The 19,751-nt window shown below is 62.5% G+C and carries 23 protein-coding genes; 6 read left to right on the top strand and 17 right to left on the bottom strand.

Features of this window, described 5'->3' with window-relative positions:
• Window positions 1-201 precede the first annotated feature (201 nt).
• Complete coding sequence (locus ACUXV1_RS00825; RefSeq protein ID WP_446014346.1) at window positions 202-1,821, top strand: NAD(P)/FAD-dependent oxidoreductase; 1,620 nt, start codon at window positions 202-204, stop codon at window positions 1,819-1,821.
• Between the two features lie 99 nt (window positions 1,822-1,920).
• Here ACUXV1_RS00825 and ACUXV1_RS00820 read toward each other — a convergent pair whose 3' ends face one another.
• Entirely contained in the window at window positions 1,921-2,676 is a 756-nt protein-coding gene (locus ACUXV1_RS00820) for a copper chaperone (RefSeq protein WP_114153416.1), read from the bottom strand.
• A gap of 58 nt (window positions 2,677-2,734) precedes the next feature.
• A complete protein-coding gene (locus ACUXV1_RS00815) occupies window positions 2,735-4,279 on the bottom strand; it encodes a tyrosinase family protein (protein ID WP_446014347.1) in 1,545 nt (514 codons plus the stop codon).
• A 258-nt stretch (window positions 4,280-4,537) separates the two neighbouring features.
• Here ACUXV1_RS00815 and ACUXV1_RS00810 point away from each other — a divergent pair, with 258 nt between their 5' ends.
• Window positions 4,538-5,431 (top strand): TraB/GumN family protein, encoded by an 894-nt coding sequence (locus ACUXV1_RS00810; RefSeq protein WP_446014348.1) that lies wholly within the window; start codon window positions 4,538-4,540, stop codon window positions 5,429-5,431.
• Between the two features lie 7 nt (window positions 5,432-5,438).
• On the opposite strand, the gene ACUXV1_RS00805 is transcribed toward ACUXV1_RS00810, so the two are convergent.
• Window positions 5,439-5,867: a cytidine deaminase gene (locus tag ACUXV1_RS00805; RefSeq protein WP_019100671.1), complete on the bottom strand. Its 429-nt coding sequence runs from the start codon at window positions 5,865-5,867 to the stop codon at window positions 5,439-5,441.
• Between the two features lie 87 nt (window positions 5,868-5,954).
• Entirely contained in the window at window positions 5,955-6,845 is an 891-nt protein-coding gene (locus ACUXV1_RS00800; protein WP_107732593.1) for a LysR family transcriptional regulator ArgP, read from the bottom strand.
• A 189-nt stretch (window positions 6,846-7,034) separates the two neighbouring features.
• Between ACUXV1_RS00800 and ACUXV1_RS00795 the strand changes: the two genes are divergently transcribed.
• The 4 genes from ACUXV1_RS00795 (at window position 7,035) to ACUXV1_RS00780 (ending at window position 11,621) form a co-directional block, all read left to right on the top strand.
• A complete protein-coding gene (locus ACUXV1_RS00795; RefSeq protein WP_143330399.1) occupies window positions 7,035-9,425 on the top strand; it encodes an EAL domain-containing protein in 2,391 nt (796 codons plus the stop codon).
• Between the two features lie 69 nt (window positions 9,426-9,494).
• A complete protein-coding gene (locus ACUXV1_RS00790; protein ID WP_446014349.1) occupies window positions 9,495-10,124 on the top strand; it encodes a LysE/ArgO family amino acid transporter in 630 nt (209 codons plus the stop codon).
• 204 nt (window positions 10,125-10,328) lie between these two features.
• A complete protein-coding gene (locus ACUXV1_RS00785) occupies window positions 10,329-10,880 on the top strand; it encodes a hypothetical protein (protein WP_081556980.1) in 552 nt (183 codons plus the stop codon).
• Window positions 10,881-10,886: 6 nt separating this feature from the next.
• On the top strand, window positions 10,887-11,621 hold the full coding sequence (locus ACUXV1_RS00780) for a hypothetical protein (RefSeq protein WP_446014350.1): 735 nt from the start codon (window positions 10,887-10,889) through the stop codon (window positions 11,619-11,621).
• Window positions 11,622-11,739: 118 nt separating this feature from the next.
• On the opposite strand, the gene prmB is transcribed toward ACUXV1_RS00780, so the two are convergent.
• The 13 genes from prmB to ACUXV1_RS00715 form a co-directional block, all read right to left on the bottom strand.
• Window positions 11,740-12,654, bottom strand: coding sequence for a 50S ribosomal protein L3 N(5)-glutamine methyltransferase (gene prmB, locus ACUXV1_RS00775; RefSeq protein WP_114153421.1), 915 nt, complete (start codon window positions 12,652-12,654; stop codon window positions 11,740-11,742).
• Window positions 12,655-12,756: 102 nt separating this feature from the next.
• On the bottom strand, window positions 12,757-14,133 hold the full coding sequence (locus tag ACUXV1_RS00770; protein WP_043631654.1) for a phosphomannomutase/phosphoglucomutase: 1,377 nt from the start codon (window positions 14,131-14,133) through the stop codon (window positions 12,757-12,759).
• 69 nt (window positions 14,134-14,202) lie between these two features.
• Window positions 14,203-15,231: an anthranilate phosphoribosyltransferase gene (gene trpD / locus ACUXV1_RS00765; protein WP_043631657.1), complete on the bottom strand. Its 1,029-nt coding sequence runs from the start codon at window positions 15,229-15,231 to the stop codon at window positions 14,203-14,205.
• Between the two features lie 57 nt (window positions 15,232-15,288).
• Window positions 15,289-15,684 carry a lysozyme inhibitor LprI family protein gene (locus tag ACUXV1_RS00760; protein ID WP_446014351.1) on the bottom strand — a complete coding sequence of 132 codons (396 nt, stop codon included), beginning with the start codon at window positions 15,682-15,684 and terminating at the stop codon, window positions 15,289-15,291.
• Window positions 15,684-16,253: an aminodeoxychorismate/anthranilate synthase component II gene (locus ACUXV1_RS00755; protein ID WP_043631660.1), complete on the bottom strand. Its 570-nt coding sequence runs from the start codon at window positions 16,251-16,253 to the stop codon at window positions 15,684-15,686. The genes ACUXV1_RS00760 and ACUXV1_RS00755 overlap by 1 nt, the downstream gene beginning before the upstream one ends.
• 160 nt (window positions 16,254-16,413) lie before the next feature.
• The gene (locus ACUXV1_RS00750; RefSeq protein ID WP_446014352.1) at window positions 16,414-16,746 is read right to left on the bottom strand and encodes a hypothetical protein; all 333 of its coding nucleotides are present in this window, start codon (window positions 16,744-16,746) and stop codon (window positions 16,414-16,416) included.
• Between the two features lie 34 nt (window positions 16,747-16,780).
• Window positions 16,781-16,912, bottom strand: a complete 132-nt coding sequence (locus ACUXV1_RS00745) for a hypothetical protein (protein WP_446014353.1) — start codon at window positions 16,910-16,912, stop codon at window positions 16,781-16,783.
• Complete coding sequence (locus tag ACUXV1_RS00740; protein WP_446014354.1) at window positions 16,902-17,279, bottom strand: hypothetical protein; 378 nt, start codon at window positions 17,277-17,279, stop codon at window positions 16,902-16,904. The genes ACUXV1_RS00745 and ACUXV1_RS00740 overlap by 11 nt, the downstream gene beginning before the upstream one ends.
• Window position 17,280: 1 nt before the next feature.
• On the bottom strand, window positions 17,281-17,712 hold the full coding sequence (locus tag ACUXV1_RS00735; protein WP_446014355.1) for a lysozyme: 432 nt from the start codon (window positions 17,710-17,712) through the stop codon (window positions 17,281-17,283).
• A complete protein-coding gene (locus ACUXV1_RS00730) occupies window positions 17,709-17,921 on the bottom strand; it encodes a hypothetical protein (protein WP_043632632.1) in 213 nt (70 codons plus the stop codon). The genes ACUXV1_RS00735 and ACUXV1_RS00730 overlap by 4 nt, the downstream gene beginning before the upstream one ends.
• Window positions 17,905-18,516, bottom strand: a complete 612-nt coding sequence (locus tag ACUXV1_RS00725) for a hypothetical protein (RefSeq protein ID WP_446014356.1) — start codon at window positions 18,514-18,516, stop codon at window positions 17,905-17,907. The genes ACUXV1_RS00730 and ACUXV1_RS00725 overlap by 17 nt, the downstream gene beginning before the upstream one ends.
• A gap of 158 nt (window positions 18,517-18,674) precedes the next feature.
• Window positions 18,675-18,962 (bottom strand): hypothetical protein, encoded by a 288-nt coding sequence (locus tag ACUXV1_RS00720; RefSeq protein ID WP_203389783.1) that lies wholly within the window; start codon window positions 18,960-18,962, stop codon window positions 18,675-18,677.
• A 63-nt stretch (window positions 18,963-19,025) separates the two neighbouring features.
• Window positions 19,026-19,742 carry a hypothetical protein gene (locus tag ACUXV1_RS00715; RefSeq protein ID WP_446014357.1) on the bottom strand — a complete coding sequence of 239 codons (717 nt, stop codon included), beginning with the start codon at window positions 19,740-19,742 and terminating at the stop codon, window positions 19,026-19,028.
• Window positions 19,743-19,751 lie beyond the last annotated feature (9 nt).

Raw genomic sequence — 19,751 nt, 5'->3', positions numbered from 1 at the left:
GCGAAAACAAGCGAAAAAGTGAAATGGTCGAGAGGTAAATGAACATTTCGAGCTTGTACTCGCCGTGCAACGCTTCACGAAGCGTAGTAGATGCTGAACAGGCTTTTACGGGAAGTTTGCGTCTAGGTGATAGGGACGGGAGCGGTTTGCAGCTACAATACCGCCTCGTTGAATAGACACCAACCCGTACTGGAATTCAAGATGTTGCGCATTACCGAATTGAAACTGCCGCTGGACCACGCCCCGGAAGAACTTAACGTCGCGATCGCGGCTTATCTGGGCGTGCCGGAGCAGGATATCCGCCAGGTCATCGTCTTTAAGCGCAGTTACGATGCGCGCAAGGGCATGATGAACCTGGCCTACATCGTCGACATCGACGTGGCCAACGAAGCGCGCCTGCTGGCCCGCTTCAAGTCCGACAAGCATGTGATGCCGACGCCGGACACCCAATACCACTATGTGGGACAAGCGCCGGAAAACCTGGAACGTCGCCCGGTGGTGGTGGGGTTCGGGCCCTGTGGCATCTTCGCCGCGCTGCTGTTGGCGCAGATGGGCTTCAAGCCCATCGTGCTGGAGCGCGGCAAGAAGGTGCGCGAGCGTACCAAGGATACCTGGGGCCTGTGGCGCAAGAACGTGTTGAACCCCGAATCCAATGTGCAGTTCGGCGAAGGCGGAGCCGGCACCTTTTCCGATGGCAAGCTGTACAGCCAGATCAAGGATCCGCGTCATCTGGGCCGCAAAGTCCTGACCGAGTTCGTCAAAGCCGGCGCGCCGGAGGAAATCCTCTACGTGGCCAAGCCGCATATCGGCACCTTCCGCTTGGTGAGCATGGTGGAAAAAATGCGCGCCGATATCGAGGCGCTGGGAGGCGAAATCCGTTTCCAGCAGCGTGTCGTCGACATCCACATGGAAGCCGGCCCGGACGGGCGCAAAGTAGCGCGCGGCCTGACCCTGGCCAGCGGCGAGCAGATCCGCGCCGATCACATCGTGCTGGCGTTGGGCCACAGCGCGCGCGACAGCTTCGAGATGCTGCACGGTCACGGCGTGTACATGGAGGCCAAACCGTTCTCGGTGGGCTTCCGCATCGAGCATCCGCAGACCTTGATCGACAAGGCGCGCTGGGGCAAATACGCCGGGCATCCGCTCCTGGGCGCAGCGGATTACAAACTGGTGCATCACGCCAGCAACGGCCGCGCGGTGTACAGCTTCTGCATGTGTCCGGGCGGTCAGGTGGTGGCCGCCACCTCGGAAGAGGGCCGGGTGGTGACCAATGGCATGAGCCAATACTCGCGCGCCGAACGAAATGCCAATTCCGGTTTGGTGGTCAGCATCAGCCCGGACGACTACCCGGGCGATCCGCTGGCCGGCATCGCCTTCCAGCGCGAACTGGAGAGCCGCGCCTATGTGCTGGGCGGCGGCACTTACGAAGCCCCGGCGCAGCTGGTGGGCGATTTTCTGGCTGGCCGGCCGTCCACTCAGGTGGGCTCGGTGCCGCCATCCTATCAGCCCGGCGTGCATTGGACGGACCTGGCCGGGGCCTTGCCGGATTATTGCATCGAGGCGATGCGCGAAGCGCTGCCGGAGTTCGGCAAGAAGATCCGCGGCTACGATATGCACGACGCGGTGCTGACCGGGGTGGAAACCCGCACCAGCTCGCCGCTGCGCATCACCCGCGGAGATGACTGCCAGAGCTTGAACGTGCGCGGCTTATACCCGGCCGGCGAGGGCGCAGGCTACGCCGGGGGGATTCTGTCCGCCGGGGTGGACGGCATCAAGGTGGCGGAGGCGGTGGCGCAGGCCATTTTGGACGAACGCCGATAAAGCCGGTTTTCAAGTTTCTGAGCCGGCTGCGCCGGCTTTACGCCCTGACGGCCCGCTTATGCGGGCCGTTGGCTTATGAGTTGAATTTGGCTCCGGCGCTCAGATCGCAGTCAGGCGTTTACGCCCTGCGGGCCGTAATGGCTTTGGAATGAACGGGGTGGTTGGAGCGCTGTCCGGCCGGCGCCGCTCCAGCAACAGCCAAAGGCCGACGGTCGCCATCATCGGCAGGTGTCCTGGCCCCGCGAGCAGCGGCGGCAGCATCCATACGCCGCAGGAGGCAACGCACCAGCCGCCGCTGGACAGGCCGTAGCGCAAGGCCGCCGCCGCCGCAGGCCAGCCGAAGGCGGGCAGTTGGGGCTGGCGGTGGCAGGCTTGAAGGCAATGTCGGCGCGGCGGAGACGCTTGCCACAGCCAAGCCGTGCCGCAGGCGACGGCGAAGGCCAGCCAGGGCGAGGGGCTGAAAGTCAACAGCGCTAGACCGAACAGATGCAGCGGCAGCCCCGCCGCCAGCCAGACCAGCGCATAGCCGCCGAGAAACAGCGCCAAGGTCTGCGCCCGTTTGCGCGCCAAGCTGCGCAGCCACAGCAGCCGCAGCGGATCGGCCAGCAACGGCGACATCATCGCCAGCAGCATCAGCGACCAGGACGGCAGCAGCAGCGCCGGCGGATTCAACCACAGCGCGCTCAACACCGCCTCCCAGCCGCCTCCGGGGCGGCTGGGCGTCCAGACGCCGCAATAGCCGGGCGCGGCCAGTTGCCGCTCCAGGCCGATCAGACCGAGCCAGCCCAGGACGCTGGCGCAGCACAGCGGCCAGGGCAAGTCCCTGAACGCCGCGACAAGGGTTTTGACGGGCATGAGGCCCCCGGTGGCGGAAGGAGGAGGCCCGGCCGCGAGGGCGGCCGGGAATGAGCGCTTACTGGCCGTGGCGGTAGACGCTGATGCGGCCTATCGTCACCTCGTCGTCGTCCTCTATGTCGGACACCGGCACCAGTTGCACCCCCATCGGCGCCGTGTCCAGCGTTTGGTTTTGGCACATGCGGTCCACGATGTCGGTGATTTCCAGCGTCTGGCTGACGCCGTTGCCGCCGTGCTCGGCCAAAGAGGCCTTGCGCGCGCCGAACAACGCTATGGTGCCGGCCAGGTTCTGAGGGTGCTGCGCCGGGTCGGCGTCCTGAGGCAGGCCGACATAGACGTTGAACGTGCCGCCGTCCACTTTGCAGCGGATGTTTTCCAGGCTGAGAAAAACACGGTCCGGCTCTTGCGGCGCGGCGCCTGGCTGGGCCTTCAATTGGCTGGCGGCGGCCTGGCTGGCCTGGAAGCTGCTCAGCACCTTATTCTTCGCGTCGTTGTCCAGTTGCATCTGCGCGTGAACGGTGCTGTTGCCCAGTTTGATCGCCGCCGCGTTGGCGCCCAGCAGTTCGGTTTTCGGATTGTTCGCCATGGTGCTTGCCGCCGCGATGTCGGGATGGATGGCCGCCAGCGTCTGCATGCGCTGCGCGACACGGCTGGCGCCGCCCAGAGGATCCGAAACGTCTTGGTAGACATAGTTCAGATTGGGCGCCTGAGTGTTGAGCATATCCTTGGCGACGAAGGTGTAACCGCTGCCGTTGGGGCGCGGCATCGCGAACTTGCGGTTGACCGGGCCCTCCAGCCAATTGTCGCTGCTGGGGTTCTGGTGGGCGGGGTTGCGGTTGAGCCATACCTGCCATAGACGGTCGATATTGGAATGGTGAATCCAGAACACCGGGTCCAGGCCGGCCAGGTCCGGGTCCGACATCAAGCCGTTGCGGCCGCCGATATTGGTGTGCACCGGGTTGTGCGGCAGGTTTTCCAGCCCGCCGCTATTGCCGCCGCCGTGCCAGAACGGCGTTTGCGGCCCGCCGTAGCCCGGCGGGATGCCGCTGGCAGTGCCGACGAACTGCGCGTCTTTCAAAGCGGTGAGCTGTACGGTTTCCGGGCGCAGCGTGATGTGATTGGGTTGATTGTTCCAGCCGTAGCGTTGGGCCAGCCACAGCGGGTTGGCGCTGCCATTCGGCAAGGTCTTGGACTGGAAACAGGTGGGCAGGTCGCGCGCCTTGGCATTGGCGCTGTCGCTGTAGTTCCAGTAGGGCAAGGCCCAGTCGGCGGGGCCGCCTAGCTTGACGATCTCCGCCAGCACAATGGCTTCGAAGGCGGCCAGATAGCCGCGGTGCCAGGGCATGAAGTACCAGCTCTGGTGCTGGCATTGCCGCCAGTAGGTGTTCTGGTCGGCGGCGCTGGGCAGCGCTTCACCGGCTTGCAGGTAGCCGTGTTGCTGCCATAGCTGGGGGTCGAAGCCGTGAATGGCGGCCAGATAGCGCCAGCTGGTGGGATCCTTGATCGGCCGTTTCTGCATTTCCCCCACTGCGCGCGCGTACCACAGCACGATGGGGTCCCAGGGGTTGCTCATCTTCAAGATGTCTTTGCGGACGCGAGCCATGTCGTTCTCCTTGATGCGAACGCCGCTCCGGCGCGGCCGTGGCGGGAGGAGCTAAGGCTGGCGGTGAGGCGGTGTATTCGGATTAGCAAACCGCGACGGCTTCGAACTGTCCTAAAGAATGGTTTTTGTCTCGGGGCAACTACTTATTTGAAGCGGCGCTTGCAAGTGACGGTCGGTATGCGTGGGAAGGACTTGAAAACGGGAGGGGCCGGCGCGTCGAACTGGTATCCTTGAGCGGTTTTGATTCGGATGGCAGACATGAAACGATGGCATTTCCTGTGGAGCGGCTGCTTGGCGCTCTGCTTCCTCTTGTCGGCGGCGCTGGCCGCGGCGGAGCCGGCCTACGGCCCTTTGTTCACCTTCAGCAAACAAGGCCGCACCCATTATCTGTACGGCACCATGCATGTGGGCCGTCCCGGCTCCGACGCGCCGGACTGGGGCTTGAAACAGGCGATGACGCAGAGCGAGGCCTTGGTATTGGAGCTGGATGTGGACGCGCCGGGCGCGTCGGCCGAGGTGTTGGCGCTGGCGCAGCGAGCCGCCGCCCGGCAGTGGCGGCAACTGGGCCCGGACAGCCGGCGCTTGTTGCTGGCGCAGTTGCGGCGGATTGGCGTTGAGCGCGCGCAGGCGCAGAGCCTGGCCCCGGCGATGTGGCTGATGCAGTTGACGCTGAACGATTATCAGCGGCTGGGTCAGGCGGCGCAGGAGGGCAGCGAGACGATGTTGCTGCAGATGGCGCGGCGGGCGTTGCGCCCGGTGTTGGCGTTGGAGACGACGGGCGAGCAGGGGCGCATGCTGTTTGAGATGTCGGCGGCGGCCTTGCGCGAATGGGTGCGCCAGACCGCGGATTGGGAGGACAAGCCTGAAGCGGAGCGTTACTATCGCGAGCTGATCGCCGCCTGGGAGCGCGGCGATCTGGACGCCCTGCAGGCCATGGTGGCGCTGCCGGGCTATCCGCGGCTCAGCGCCTGGACCCAGCATGAGATGCTGGACCGCCGCAACCTGACGATGGCGCGCCGCATTGATGAGCTGGCGTCTTCACGGCGGCTGTTGGTGGCGGTGGGGGCCTTGCATCTGGCCGGACCGCAGGGGCTGGTCAAGCTGCTGCGGCAGCGCGGCTACCAGGTAAGTCCGGCGCCGCGCGCGCCGTGAGCGGGCTTTAGCTCGCGTTTTTGAGGTTCTTGGGCCCGAAGGCGCCCGGCAGCAGCACTTCCAGCGTGGTGTCTATCAGGTCCTCGCCGTCGCAGATGGCGCGCACGCGCATGGCCGGGCCAAACTCGTTCAGCACCTGACGGCAGGCGCCGCAGGGCGGCGTGGGTGTGGGGGTGGGCGTGTAGATGCAGACCGCCAGCACATCCTGGATGCCGTGGTTGGCGCGCGCGGCGTAGACCGCGGTGCGCTCGGCGCAATTGGTCAGGCCGTAAGAGGCGTTCTCCACGTTGCAGCCGATATGGATCTTGCCGGCGCCGTCCAGGATGGCGGCGCCGACGGCGAACTTGCTGTAAGGGACATAAGCCTGGCGAGCGGCCAGGCGGGCGGCCATTTCCAACTCGGCCCATTGCTCGTTGTTGGGTGCGTTGCCGGTCATATTGCCTCCGTTGCTATTGGCGTGGCATGTTGCGCCGGGCGCGGCCGGGCTGTCAATATCCGGCCTGGCGCAAGCGGCCTCGACTGATCATTGGCGCAGGTGCGCTTGGCAATGCCGCGCCATCGCGTCGGCCAGCGCCTGAGACAATTCCGACTCCACCCTCCAGTGGTGCCAATACAAGGGAATGTCCAGATGCTGTTGCGGAAACAGATCGATCAGCCGGCCGGCGGCGATGTCGTCGTCCAGCATCAGCTCGGGCAGCAGGCTGTAAGCCAGGCCCTGGCGGGTGATCTCGACGAAGCCCTGCGGCGTGGGCACGGTCAGATAGGGAAAGCCGCCGTGATAGGACACGGTGTGCAAGAGAAACTCTCGATGCACATCGTCCTTGCGGCTGTACAGAATGGTGGGCGCGGCGGCCAGCCCGGACTCGGTGACGCCGTCCGGGAAATAGCGGCGGGCGAAATCGCGGGTGGCGACACAAAGATAGCGCATGTGGCCGAGGAACAAACTGTCCCCGCCCTGAATCGGCTGCGGCCGGGTGCTGACGCAGCCGACCACATGGCCGGCGCGCATCAACTCGTGGGTATAGTCCTGATCATCCACCATGATGTCCAGCAGCACTGGCTGGCTGTCCAGCACCGGCCGCACCGCCGGCAAAAACCAGGTGGCCAGGCTGTCCGCGTTAACGGCGATGGCGAGAGTGGTGAACTCCTGCCGCGGACCGCTGGGCAACAGGGTGTTCATCAAATGGTTTTCCATCAGGCTGATCTGGCGGAAGTATTGCAGCAGCTGGCGGCCGGCCTCGGTGGGCTCGGCCGGAATGGTTCGGGTCAGCACCGGCTGGCCCAGCTGTTCTTCCAACTGACGGATGCGTTGGGAAATGGCGGACTGGGTCAGGAACAGCTTTTTGGCCGCCTTGTCGAAGCCCCCGGTTTCGGCTACGGCCGATAAGGTTTCCAGTTGTTTAGGATCAAGCATGTATTGACGTCCTCGCCGTGATAATTCCACGGTGTTTCTTGCCTTATCGCCGCCACCTATGGCATGTTGTGCTGCTTCGTCCGAACACGGACGGTGCAAAGGTTTGCCTGCACGCGGTGGCGGCATAAAAATAATTAGAGCGGCTGGCGGCGACGGTTCTGATCGGCTGGCGCCGGCGGCTCATGGCCAATGACAGGCATGTTGAAGATGCAAGCAGATAATAAGGCACTATTGGATGGCATGTGCCGTTTTATCGGGGTTCGGGCGGATCATATGGCGAAGCTTACCGTCCATGCTCCGCTCTTGTTGTCGCGCAAGGAGGCTTTGGGCAAGGAGTTTTACTGGTACGCGTTGAAATGCCCGGACACGCTGGCGCTGCTGAGCGAGCGCCTGCCGGGCGGCATCGACTCCCTGGTGGACGCCTTGTTGCAGTATTGCGAGCGGATGCTGACCCGTCCTGTGAGCGGCCGCGCCGCCTGGCGCGTGGTGGAGCAGGGGCGCTTGATGCGCCAGCTGGGCGTGGGGCTGATGTGGGTGGTGGGCGCTTACGAGCGCTGTCAGGCGCATTTCCTGGCGCGGCTGGCCGAGGCCGGGCTGGATCTGGACGAGCTCGCCGCGCTCTCTAGGCTGCTGCGCAAGCGCATTTTGCTGGACCAGATGCTGCAGTTGCACGGTCACCAGCAGTCCTTGCAGGAAGCGGTGGACAGCAAGCACCGCCATTTGCAGACCATGTCCGGTTTGTACGCCACTCTCAGCGGCGTCAGCATGGCCCTGGTGCGCTGTTCCGAGCGTCGCGAGCTGTTTCAGGCGATTTGCGACGTTTGCGTCCGCGAGGGCGATTTCTCCCATGCCTGGGTTGGCCTGCTGGACGCCGAATCGCAAAGCGTGCGTCCCGCCGCGATGGCCGGCGCTCACGCCGAAGCCTTCATCCCCTGGCTGCAAGTCTCTGCGCATTCCGAAAGCCTGCATGGCCGCGGGCCCAGTGGTCGGGCCATCCGCGGCCTGGCGGTGCAGGTGGTCAACGATTGCGGCGAAGATCCGTCGATGCAGCCGTGGATGCGGGTGCTCAACGCCCGGAATGTGCGCAGCGCGCTGGTGGCGCCGTTGACCTTGCGCGAACAGGTGATCGGCACTTTATCGCTGTATTCGGGTTTGCCGGGCTTTTTCGACGATACCAAGGTGGCCTTGGTGGACACCATGGCGAGGGAGATCAGCCGCGCGCTGGAGCGCCAGGACGCGCTGGAGCGCAGCCATCGCGCCGAATCCGAACTGGCTTTCCTGTCTTTTCACGATCCGTTGACCGGTCTGCCCAACCGTCACCTGATGAAAGAGCACATCAACAAGCAGTTGCAGATCCGCCGCGCTAACGCGCAATTGGCGGTGCTGGTGCTGTCCATCGAAGGTTTTCACGAAATCAACGCCCGCCTGGGCCACGAGGGCGGCGACGCGGTGTTGTGCGAGGTGGCCAATAGGTTGCGGCGCTGCATCTATCCCTACGGCTACGTCGGCCGGGTGGGCGCCTCGCGCTTCGTCGCTTGCAGCGACCGTCACGAGCGCTTGGACCAACTGGTGGACAGCCTGATGGGCAGCCTGCAGCAGCCGGTGGATTGCATGGGCGTGGTGATTCACACCCGATGCAGCATGGGTATTGTGGTGGAGCCGGTGAGCGACCGCAGCGACGCCTCCGCGCTGCTGCGGCGCGGCGAGCTGGCGTTGAGCCGGGCCAAGGAGGCGGGTGGCGGCCATTGTCGTTATTACCATGTGACCATGGACGAAGAGATCCAGCACATGCACGCGGTGCGCAACGCTTTCGCGCAGGCCATCGCCCGCGATGAACTGGCGCTGTTTTATCAGCCCAAGATCAATCTGCGCAACAACCGCATCGAAGGCGTGGAGGCGCTGGTGCGCTGGCGCCGTGATGGCCGCTTGGAAATGCCGGGGGCCTTCTTCCCTGCGATAGAGAACACCGACTTGATGCGGGAACTGGATTGGTGGGTGCTGCGCGAGGCGCTGCGTCAGTCAGGCGAATGGCTGGCGGACGGCCGTCACATTCCGGTCAGCGTCAATCTTTCCGCCATCACTTTGAAACACGAGGGCTTTGTGCCTGGCATCCAGGCTTTGTTGCAGGCTTATCCGCTGCCGGCCGGCTACCTGGAGCTGGAAGTGCTGGAGAGCGTGACCCAGCAGGAGGCGGAGCAGATCACCGCCAAGTTGGAGCATTGCCGCGATCTCGGCCTGTCCATCGCCTTGGACGATTTCGGTACCGGGGCATCCTCGCTGGTGCATTTGCAGCAACTACCCTTCGACACCATCAAGATAGACCAGCGCTTTGTCCGGCTGCTGCTGGATACGCCGGGTAACGAGGCCATCATCCGCAGCATGGTGTCCTTTGCCCACTACACTGGCCGCAAATTGGTGGTGGAGGGGGTGGAAAGCCGGGCGATCTGGGACCGTCTGCTGGAAATAGGTTGCCTGGACGGGCAGGGCTACGAGATTTCGCCGCCGGTGGACCCTAAGCAGTTACCGGAGTGGATGGCGGATTGGGAGCGGCGAGCAAGTATTAATTCCACTTATATATAATAATTTTTATTAGTTTTACTTTGTTATGCCGCTCCTTTAGTCTGTGTTGAAAATTTTCGGGAGCGGCTTTTGTTCAATTTTAGCGTTTATCTGTCTGCCCTTGGGCTATCCATCGGGCAGATTGTCGGCATTGGGCCGCAGAATGCCTTCGTATTGCGGCAGGGCATAGGCCGCAGCCACATCCTGCCCATTGTGGCGATCTGCATTGTCGCGGACGTGTTTCTGATCGCCTGCGGGGTAATGGGCGTGGGCAAACTGCTCAATGCGATTCCCGGCTTCATTATCACGGTGACCTGGCTGGGCGCGGGCTTCATCCTGTGGCTGGGCTACAAAGCCTTTCGTTCCGCCTTGACGCCTGGGGCGATGTCGCTGGCGGGCGGCGTGGAGAAAGATCGCAAGCGCGCCATTCGCACCGTGCTGGCGGTGACTTTGCTCAATCCCTATACCTGGCTGGACACCGTGGTGCTGATCGGCGGCGTGTCCGCCATTTATGGAGAGAGTGCCGCGCCATCCTTTCTGTTGGGCAGCCTCAGCGCCTCCGTGCTGTGGTTCGGCGCGATCGGCTGCTTCGCCGGTAAACTGGCGCCCCTGTTTCAGCGTCCGCAAAGCTGGCGGGTGCTGGACTGCGTCATCGGCCTGGTGATGCTGTTCACCGCGTTCATGTTGTTGCGCAATTACGGTTTCGAGGGGATGGCCTGAGCAGCTGGGATGGGAGTTGGCGCCTTATTTTGAAAGTGATGGCTTGCTTTTAAGCAACCCATCACTTTTTCATATGCCGTTAGTCGTGACAAGGTAATTTTTCACTGCTTATTTATGCATATGGAATTGCAAAATAATTTTGTAAATACCAAATCATTTACCATAACTAAATCTCCGTTGTGAACAACATAAGGAGAGTTAGTCATGAGAAGTCTGATCCAAGCCGGTTTGATTGGGGTTTCTGTATTGGCCGGCGCATCCGTCCAGGTTGCGGCCGCTCCGGTGAACAACAGTTACATCCAGTCCAGCGCCAACGAGATTCGCGGTTTTCTTGGCGGCTACGCGCGGCCGACGGTCTACGTCAACCAGTACGCTTGCCGCGAGTCTCAGCTGAGCGCGATGGCATGCGGGCCTTACACCATTAGTGTGGGCACCGGCTTCCTGCAGCAGCAGGAAAACAGCTATGGCAATTACGTGGCCAAGTTCATCTTGGCGCATGAATGGGGCCATTCCATCCAGTTCACCCACAATATCTACCGTCAGGCGCCGATGCAGGAGTTGCAGGCCGATTGCGTGGGAGGGACGTTCGCCAAGTACGCCGAAACTAATCTGCGTTATCCGAGTTTTATCGAGAACGCGGTGGCTTCGGCGCGCAACGCAGCCGATTACGGCGAACATGGCACACCGTCTCAGCGCGATTACTATTCGCGCTACGGCCACGCCAATGGCCTCAACGCTTGCCTGAACTCGATCTGATCGACGATGGGCAAGCGAGCGTGGGGGCTGGCCGGCGGGCTGGCTCTACTGGGCCTGACCTGGGTCAGCCTGCCTGAGCCGGTTCGCGCGCGCTTGGGCCTGAGCGCTCCGGCCCCGGCGGCTTTGGTCGCCGGGGCGGCGGGGACAACCGCTCAGCCGGTCAAGAGGGAGGCGCCGGCGCGGGCTTACCAGGGGCTGAGCTTCGCGGTGGGCGACGGGCCGGCTCCGGCCGCCGCTCCGGCGGAGCCCTTGCCGGAGAGCACGGCCGAACGCCAGCGCAAACAGGCTTTGCGCCAGCTGGGCTACGCCATCGACGAGCGCTTCTACCGGATGCCGCTGGCCGAGCTGCGCAAGCTGGCGGCCGCCGGCAATGTCCAGGCCTTGACTCACCTGGCTGAGCGCTATCTGTTCGAGCTGGACGGCAAGCCGCGGCGGCCGGACTTTGAGCCCGAAATGCGTTACCGCGAGGAGGCGCGCGCCGCTTTGCAGCAGGCGTACCGCTTGGGCAACCGTCATGCGGCGGCGATGATCTCGGAGAGCTATCTGCTGGAGCGGCAGCCCTTGGAGGCCGCGGCCTGGAACCTGGTGGCGCGGCGGGCCGGAGACACGTTGAGCGCGGACTGGTTCCTGACCACCAAGGACTACCGGCAGTTGAACGCCGGGCAGAAAGCGGCGGCGACGGAACGCGCGGAGCAAATCTGGCGCGAACTGCATCCGGGAGCGGCTCAGTCCAAAGGCTAGCGGTCGCAAAAAACCGGCGACCCCCGCAAGGGGGCCGCCGGTTTTTCGTTTGGCGAAGCTTGGCGTTTACATGCGCTCATCCACTATGCGCTGAAACGCAGTGGGCTTTGAACAGGCTTTACTGAGCGTCAGCGGCCAGGCCGGCCACCAGATCCTCGCGGGTGATCAGGAATACGAAGCCGTCGCCGCTCTCGGTTTCCATCCACATGAAAGGCAAGGTGGGGAAGCATTCTTCCAGCATGTCGCGGTTATGGCCGATCTCCACCAGCAGCACGCCCTTGTCGTTCAGGAAGTCCGGCGCGCGGCGCAGGATTTCGCGGGTGGCATCCAGACCGTCTTCGCCAGAGCCCAAAGCCAGTTCCGGCTCGTGCAGATATTCCGGTGGCAGCGCGTCCACCGATTCGGCGTCGACGTAGGGCGGATTGGAGATGATCAGGTCGTACTTTTCCTCTAGGCCCTCGAACATATCGGTGTGGATCAGCTGCACGCGCTCGTCCAGGCCATAGTTCTGCACATTGATGGCCGCCACTTCCAGCGCGTCCAGGGAAATATCCACCGCGTCGATTTCCGCGTCCGGATAGTGGTGCGCCAGTTGGATGGCCAGGCAGCCGGAGCCGGTGCACAGGTCCAGCGCGCGCTGGACCAGTTCCGGGTGTTCGATCCACGGTTGCAGCGGCTCGCCCAGCAGCTCGTAGATGAAGGAGCGCGGCACCAGCACGCGCTCATCCACGTAGAAGTTGAAATCGCCTTGCCAGGCTTCGTGGGTCAGATAGGCCACCGGCACGCGCTGCTCGGCGCGGCGCTCGATCATGTCGACCACGTCCTGGACCTCGGTGGGCAGCAGCTTGGCGTCGAGGAAGGGCTCGAGCTGATCCATCGGCAGCTTTAGCGCGGACAGCGTCAGGTAGGCAGCTTCGTCGTAGGCGTTCTGAGTGCCGTGGCCGTAGAACAGACCGGCGTCGTTGAAACGCGACACGGCGAAGCGCAGCAGGTCGCGCAAGGTGTTGAAGCTGGATGCAGCCTGGGCGTACATGGTTTTCCTTTCAATACAACAGGGACATGGCTGCGGCCATGTCCCCGGCGGTGTTGATTCGCGCTCGCGAGGAGCGCGGGCAATGCCTTTGAACGGCGGGCGTCAGAACGGCAGCTTGGCGTCGGTGGCGGTGCCCAGCACACGGCGGAAGTCGCCCTTGATGCGCTCCAGCGCCGCGTCGTTGTCGGCCTCGAAGCGCAGAACGATCACCGGCGTGGTGTTGGAGGCGCGCGCCAGGCCGAAGCCGTCCTTATACTCCACGCGCAGGCCGTCCAGGGTGTTGACCTCCTCTGCGCCGTCGAAGCGGGCGGAAGCCTGCAGCTTGGCGATCAAGGCGTGGTTTTCGCCTTCCTTGGCCATCTTCAGGTTCAGTTCCGGCGTGGACACCGCATTGGGCAGCGCATTGAGCAGCTCGCTTGGGTTTTCCACGCGGGACAGCACTTCCAGCAGGCGGGCGCCGGCGTACATGCCGTCGTCAAAGCCGTACCAGCGTTCCTTGAAGAATACGTGGCCGCTCATCTCGCCGGCCAGCAAGGCGCCGGTTTCCTTGATCTTGGCTTTAATGAAGCTGTGGCCGGTGCGCGCCATCACCGGCACGCCGCCGTTTTGCTTGATCCACGGCTTGAGCAGGCGGGTGGACTTCACGTCGTAGATGATCTTGGCCTTGGGGTTGCGCTCCAGCACATCGGCGGCGAACAGCATCAACTGGCGATCCGGCCAGATGATGGTGCCGTCCTTGGTCACCACGCCCAGGCGGTCGCCGTCGCCGTCGAAGGCCAGGCCGATTTCAGCGTCGGTTTTCTGCAGCGCGTCGATCACGTCCTGCAGGTTTTCCGGCTTAGCCGGATCCGGGTGGTGATTGGGGAAGTTCCCGTCCACATCGCAAAACAGTTCGCGCACACGGCAGCCCAGGCGGCGGAACAGCACCGGGGCGAAAGCGCCAGGCACGCCGTTGCCGCAGTCCACCACGATGTTGAGCGGGCGTTCCAGCTTGATGTCGGAGGTGATGCGGTCCAGATAGGCTTCGGCGATGTCGTGGGTGCCGTAAGCGCCTTCGCCGCTGGCGAGATCGCCGTCGACGATGCGCTGGTACAGTTTTTGGATGTCGTCGCCAGCCAGGGTGTTGCCGGCCAGCATCATCTTGAAGCCGTTGTAGTCCGGCGGGTTGTGGCTGCCGGTGACCATCACGCCGGACACCGAGCCCAACTCATGGGCGGCGAAGTACAGCATTGGGGTGGCGACGCGGCCGACGTCGATCACGTCGACGCCGGCGGCCTGGATGCCTTCGGCCAGCGCTTGGCACAGGTCCGGGCCGGACAGGCGGCCGTCGCGGCCTACCACGATGGTTTTCACTTTGCGGGCCTTGGCTTCGGAACCGATGGCCTGGCCGATCTGGCGGGCTACGTCGTTGGTCAGGGTCTTGCCGACGATGCCGCGGATGTCATAGGCCTTGAAGATATCTTTGGACAATTTGCTCATGGCGTTCTTATGCAATCGAAATGAAGGATGGGCGCGGAGCGACAGCGCTCCGCGTCGGAAATCGGGGGCTCAGGCGGCCAGCGCGGCGCTCAGGCTGATCAATTGGTCCAGCTTGGCGCGGGCTTGTCCGGAGTCGAGCGCTTCGCGCGCCATGGTAACACCGTCGGCCAGGGTAGGGGAAACGTCGGCCGTGTAGATGGCGGCGGCGGCATTGAGGCAGACAATGTCGCGCGCGGGGCCGGTTTCGCCGTCCAGCACCGCCAGCAGGATGTCGCGAGAGGCGGCTGCGGTGTCCGCCCGCAGTTGCTTGAGTTCGGCGAAATCCAGGCCCAGTTCGCGCGGATCCAGCTGGTATTCCTCGATCTGCCCGTTCTTTAGTTCAGCCACCATGCTGGGGCCGGACAAGGTCAGCTCGTCCAGGCCGTCCAGGCCGTGCACGATCAGCGCGTGGCGGCTGCCCAATTGTTTCAGCACCCGAGCCTGAATGCCCACCAAGTCTGGGTGGAACACGCCCATCAACTGATTCTCGGCGTCGGCCGGATTGGTCAGCGGCCCAAGGATGTTGAAGATGGTGCGGGCGCCCAGCTCTTTGCGGATGGGCGCCACATGGCGCATCGCAGTGTGATGGTTGGGCGCGAACATGAATCCGATGCCGATTTCGTCGACGCAACGGCCCACTTGTTCGGCGCTCAAGCTCAGTTTGACGCCCAGCGACTCCAGTACGTCGGCGCTGCCGGAGCTGGAGGACACTGAACGCCCGCCGTGCTTGGCCACGCGCGCGCCTGCCGCCGCGGCGACGAAGGCGGAGGTGGTGGAGATATTGAAGGTGTGGGATTTATCTCCGCCGGTGCCGCAGGTGTCTACCAAGTGGTCGCGCTGGCTGATGGGCACCGGGGTGGCGAACTCGCGCATCACAGTGGCGGCGGCGGCGATTTCCAGCACCGACTCCACCTTGACGCGCAGGCCGATCAGGATGGCCGCGGTTTGCGCCGGCGTCAGTTCGCCGCGCATGATCTGGCGCATCAAGTCCAGCATTTCGTCATAAAACAGTTCGTTGCCGTCGATCAGCCGGTTCAGCGCGGCCTGCGGGGTAATCATCGGGAAGTCCTTTTGCTTGCGTGGGCGGCGCCGCGTGGAGGCGCGCCGTCCGGAGATTCAATGGCCGGCGTGCGCCGCCAGCTGGGAGAGGCGCTGCTCGATCAGGTCGGCGCGGCAGGCGGCTTGCGCCTGGTCCGCGCCGTTGCCGCTGGCGTAGCTGCTCGCCACCCAGCGGCATTGCTTGTCCAGATAGGTCTTGAAGGCGCGCTTGGATTGGCTGAGCGCCAGCCGGGCGCCGTAGCGGTTGCCGGTGATATGGTCTAGCTCGCGCATCGCGGCGGAGGCGCGGTTTTCACTTTGAGTCAGTTCGGCTTCGGCTTTGCTCAGCCGCTGTTGCAGGCAGGCGGATACCGCCGGAGTCTGCGCCTCGGTCCGCATGCAGTCGTCCAGCGCGCCGGCCTGCGCCGCGCTGGACAGCGCCAGGGCGGCGCTCAGCATTAACACCCTCTTCATCAGGCGAACTCTTTCAGGAAGTTGTCCAGCATCGCGTGGCCGTGATCGGTGAGGATGGATTCCGGGTGGAACTGCACGCCCTCGATCGGCAGCGTTTTATGGCGCACGCCCATGATCTCTCCGTCGTCGGTCCAGGCGGTGACGTCCAGACAGTCCGGCAGCGTCTCGCGTTCGATCACCAACGAATGGTAGCGAGTGCAGGTCACTGGGTTGGGCAGGCCGCGGAACATGCCGATATCGCGGTGTTTAACCGGCGACACCTTGCCATGCATCAGTTGTTTGGCGTGGACGATGCGGCCGCCGAAAGCCTGGCCTATGCCCTGATGCCCCAGGCACACGCCCATGATGGGCAGCTTGCCGGCGAAGTGCTGGATGGCCGGCACGGACACACCCGCCTCGTTGGGCGTGCAGGGGCCGGGCGAGATCACCAGGTATTTAGGCTGCAGCGCTTCGATTTGCTGCAAGGAAATTTCATCATTGCGGTACACCTTGACCTCTTGACCCAGCTCGCCGAAGTATTGCACCAGGTTGTAGGTGAAGGAGTCGTAGTTGTCGATCATCAACAGCATGATTGGCTTAAGTCCTTGAATTTGCTGTAGGCAATTGACTTGCCGTGTGTTTGATACCCCCTTTTGTACCCCCAAATGGTTTTGCTGGGCTTTAAGACTGCTGCTGGGGGTTGGGATGAAAAACACTATACCGGATGATCAGGCTGTTCGCAGCACATCGTCAAAACGGCTTGGCCGGCCTGCCGTCCATCACCCCTCTATAGCGTTCCTTGATCGCAGCCTGCAGCAATGGCACCTCCGCCATTTTCAGCTGCCCAGGCAATCCAAGTCCGCGATACCTCTCCAGCAATCTATCCGTCTCACCGATCAGCATCAGCATCCACGTCGCCAATTCAAGCTGCCGGTCATCGGCGGGGAACAGGTCACCGCTCAGGGGCTCAACACCGCGGAAAGAGGCCACGATCCGCGCGCCCTGGCCGAGCGTGAGGGTCTTACTCCGGCCCAGGTGGTCAAACGCGATTGCCGCGCGTTCAAGGATCTCTTCGGGTGGCATGCTGGAATCCGGTTGTGGCCAGATTCCAGCATAGCTACTGGACCGCGGCTTGCTGCTTCACCCAATCTTGAAGTCCGCCGAGTTTGTCGGCAGTGCGCCGGCAAACCTCATAGTTGCCGGTAACAACCTGCAGCGCGTCGTTCTCGGTTGCGCCTTCATTCAGCATCTGCAACTGTTCCGGAGGCATCATGAGCTGCGCTGGCGGCGTCGGGAAGCCGGCCAATGACAGCGGCGTTGTGGAGCTGCACCCAGCCAGCAGGCAGAGCGCAGTTAGCAGGGTGGGTTTCCACATACTTGGTGACCTCTTTGTTTATGGTCCGGTAGACGATTTGGGTTTGCTGTGCAGTGGCGGTGGCCGATGCGTCGGCTTTGGCACTCACAGCATCCTGCTTTGCCTTGGCTGCCAGCGCGGCCTGAGCCTGTTTGACCTGCGTCTGGGCTGTGTCGCGCTCGGCGCCGCGCTGACTGAAGTCCCATCCGAGCCACGCCACTGCCGCCAGCACCAGGCCGGCGACGATCAGTTTCCAGTTCATCTCATTTCCCCAGAAATAGCGCCTGCTCTGCCACGCGGCGACGGGTGAGGCCTGGCAAGACCTTGCCGCCGGCCTTGTTCCAGCGTGGAAACTGTGCTGCCGCGCCGGCGTAGTCGCCAGCGTTCAGCAAGCGGAGGAGAGTGGAGCCTTGCAGCGCGCCAAGACCCAGGTTGAAGCTGAAGCAGACCAGCGCGTCGAACTGGTTCTGGTTCAGTGGCACCTGAACCAGCCGGGTGACGCCGCTTTCAAAGCGGCTCAGGTCGCGCGCCAGTAGTGCGTCGGCTTGGGCCTGGGTGATGACCAGGCCCGGCGTCACGTCCGGACCGGTGTGGCCGTAGCCGATGGTCCAGACGCCCACCGCGTCCTGGTAAGCCTTGAGGCGCAGGCCTTCGAATTGCTGGATCAGCTTGATGCCGTTGGCGGATGTTTTCATTGCGGCTTCGCCCCCATCTTCTTGCCCAGGCCCAGGCCTGCGATCAGCGCTCCGGCGCCGATACCGTAGCCCTGCAGATCAAACGGCTTTCCTTTGACAGTGCAGTAGATCTGCAAGCCAAGACCGATGACGGTTGCGATGCCGCCCCAGATGTAGGCCGGTTCCAACTGACCGTTATCGTCTGTGATCGCTTCAAGCAGCTTTGACATGGGTAACCTCTTGATTGGAATGGGCCGTTTGCAACTCGTCGGCCGAAAACACGAAACAAGGCATGCGCGGGAAAGCCTGGAAGATCCAGACAGGGAAGCTCAACGCATGGATGCCGTGGTTCTTGTGGCGGTGGAATTTGCTGTGCAGCACCAACATGTTCTGCATGCTGTCGACGAAGGTCTCGGGCTTGTCCGGGTCGAAGGCGTGCCAGTCGAAGCCGCGGATCTCTGCCAGCTTGCACAGAGCCCATAGCAGCGAATCCTTGGCAGCGAAGGTATCGCCGGTCGGCTGGTCGGTGTCCAGATCCAGCACCGGCAGCTGCGTAATCTCGTCAGTGGCCACGCCCTTGACCACGCTCCAGTCGACGCCACTGGTGAACGCCCACTCGATGGCTAGATGATGGTATTCGGTGCCTTCTGTGTGCCCGCTGATCGCGCAGGGCAGCTTGGCCTTGTGACCGGCGGCCTTGGTGGCTTTGAATGTGTGCGACTCGGTGCGCGGCGGGTGATCTGGGTAGAACAAATCCTCGCTCAAAGTGTCGGTGTGCTCGTGCTCATTGGCAGGCGCGGCGATGCGATTTGCAAGCTCAACCATGCGCTGGTGCTGTGGTGATACGGCAGGCATAGTCTGCATTGCCTCGCCGACGCAGCGGCTGCATGCTTTTTCGATGTCTAGACCGTGGCGGCATTTTTCCATGCTGTGGCTCCACAAATAAAAAAACCGCCAGAAGGCGGTTTTAAGTGACGAATGATTTAAGCCTTATCGGCTTTTCCGTCTAGCTTCCCGTCAATGCGGTCAAGCTTCAGGAACACAGCATCAATGGCTTTGCTAAGCGTTTCTATAGCTTTGCTTAATTCGTTGCTAGTGACGTAATGCTCGGCAACATATAATTTGTGCGCAGCAAGTTCTTTTTGCAATTCCGAAATTTCAGCACTGTTTTTTCTGCTGTCATCTTTTGAGCTGTTGAATAAGTACCAAACAACTGTTCCAGCGCCGCCGGCCGCAGTACATCCAATTGTTGCGAGAGAAGCCCAGTCCATTTATCCTCCGCGGGCGTAAAAAAACCCGCGCGCGGCGGGCTGTTTTCTAATTTATGTACCGGATCAGTTCCAGTTAACCGCCTGTACGGCTGCCACCGTTTTTGCGGCCTGCACTTGCTGTACCAGCGTACTGTACTGTTGCTGCTGCGCCGTGCGCCATGCATTCAAGTCTGCAAGCACTTGCAGCATTTGCGCCTGTGTGTGCTGCACCAGCGGCGGGTTTTGCATCTGTGCTGGGCTGCAGTAGATGTAATAGGCGGACGGCGGGTTACTAGATTGACTTGCTGCAAACTGAATTTGCAGGTTGATCTGATCTGTTTGAAGCGATCCGTAATGGTTGGGTTTCCCCAGCGCGCTAGATATGAATCCGGCAGTGATGGCAGACTGACATGCATATTGCAGTATCTGGAGCTGAGATTGCACCGCTGCTGTTAGAGCGCCAGGACCTACTGACCACTTGTCTTTTGACCACACTCCAAAAGGCGGCGGAGGCAGTGGAGTCGCAGCAAGGCTCTCCAGCGTATCACCAAGCTCGGCACAAACGGGCTGCGCCGTCGCAGTACTCCAGAGTGGGACGCCACGAAAGTCTGGCACAAGTGTCCACACGCCTGCGGCATATACAGCAGATTGATTGCCTGAAGCTTCTGGCGGGGCTTCTTCTGTTGAGTTCGCGGGCATCAGCCAGACTACGTTTTTGTCTAATGGCGATTGAAATGCCGTTGTTTCGCCGGCGAAAATACCCGTCTTCGGGTCATATGAATATACGGTTTTTGCAGGCACACTATCTCC

It is taken from the genome of Chromobacterium sp. W521 (genome assembly GCF_052805975.1).
This window is presented reverse-complemented; position numbering and strand designations above follow the sequence as displayed.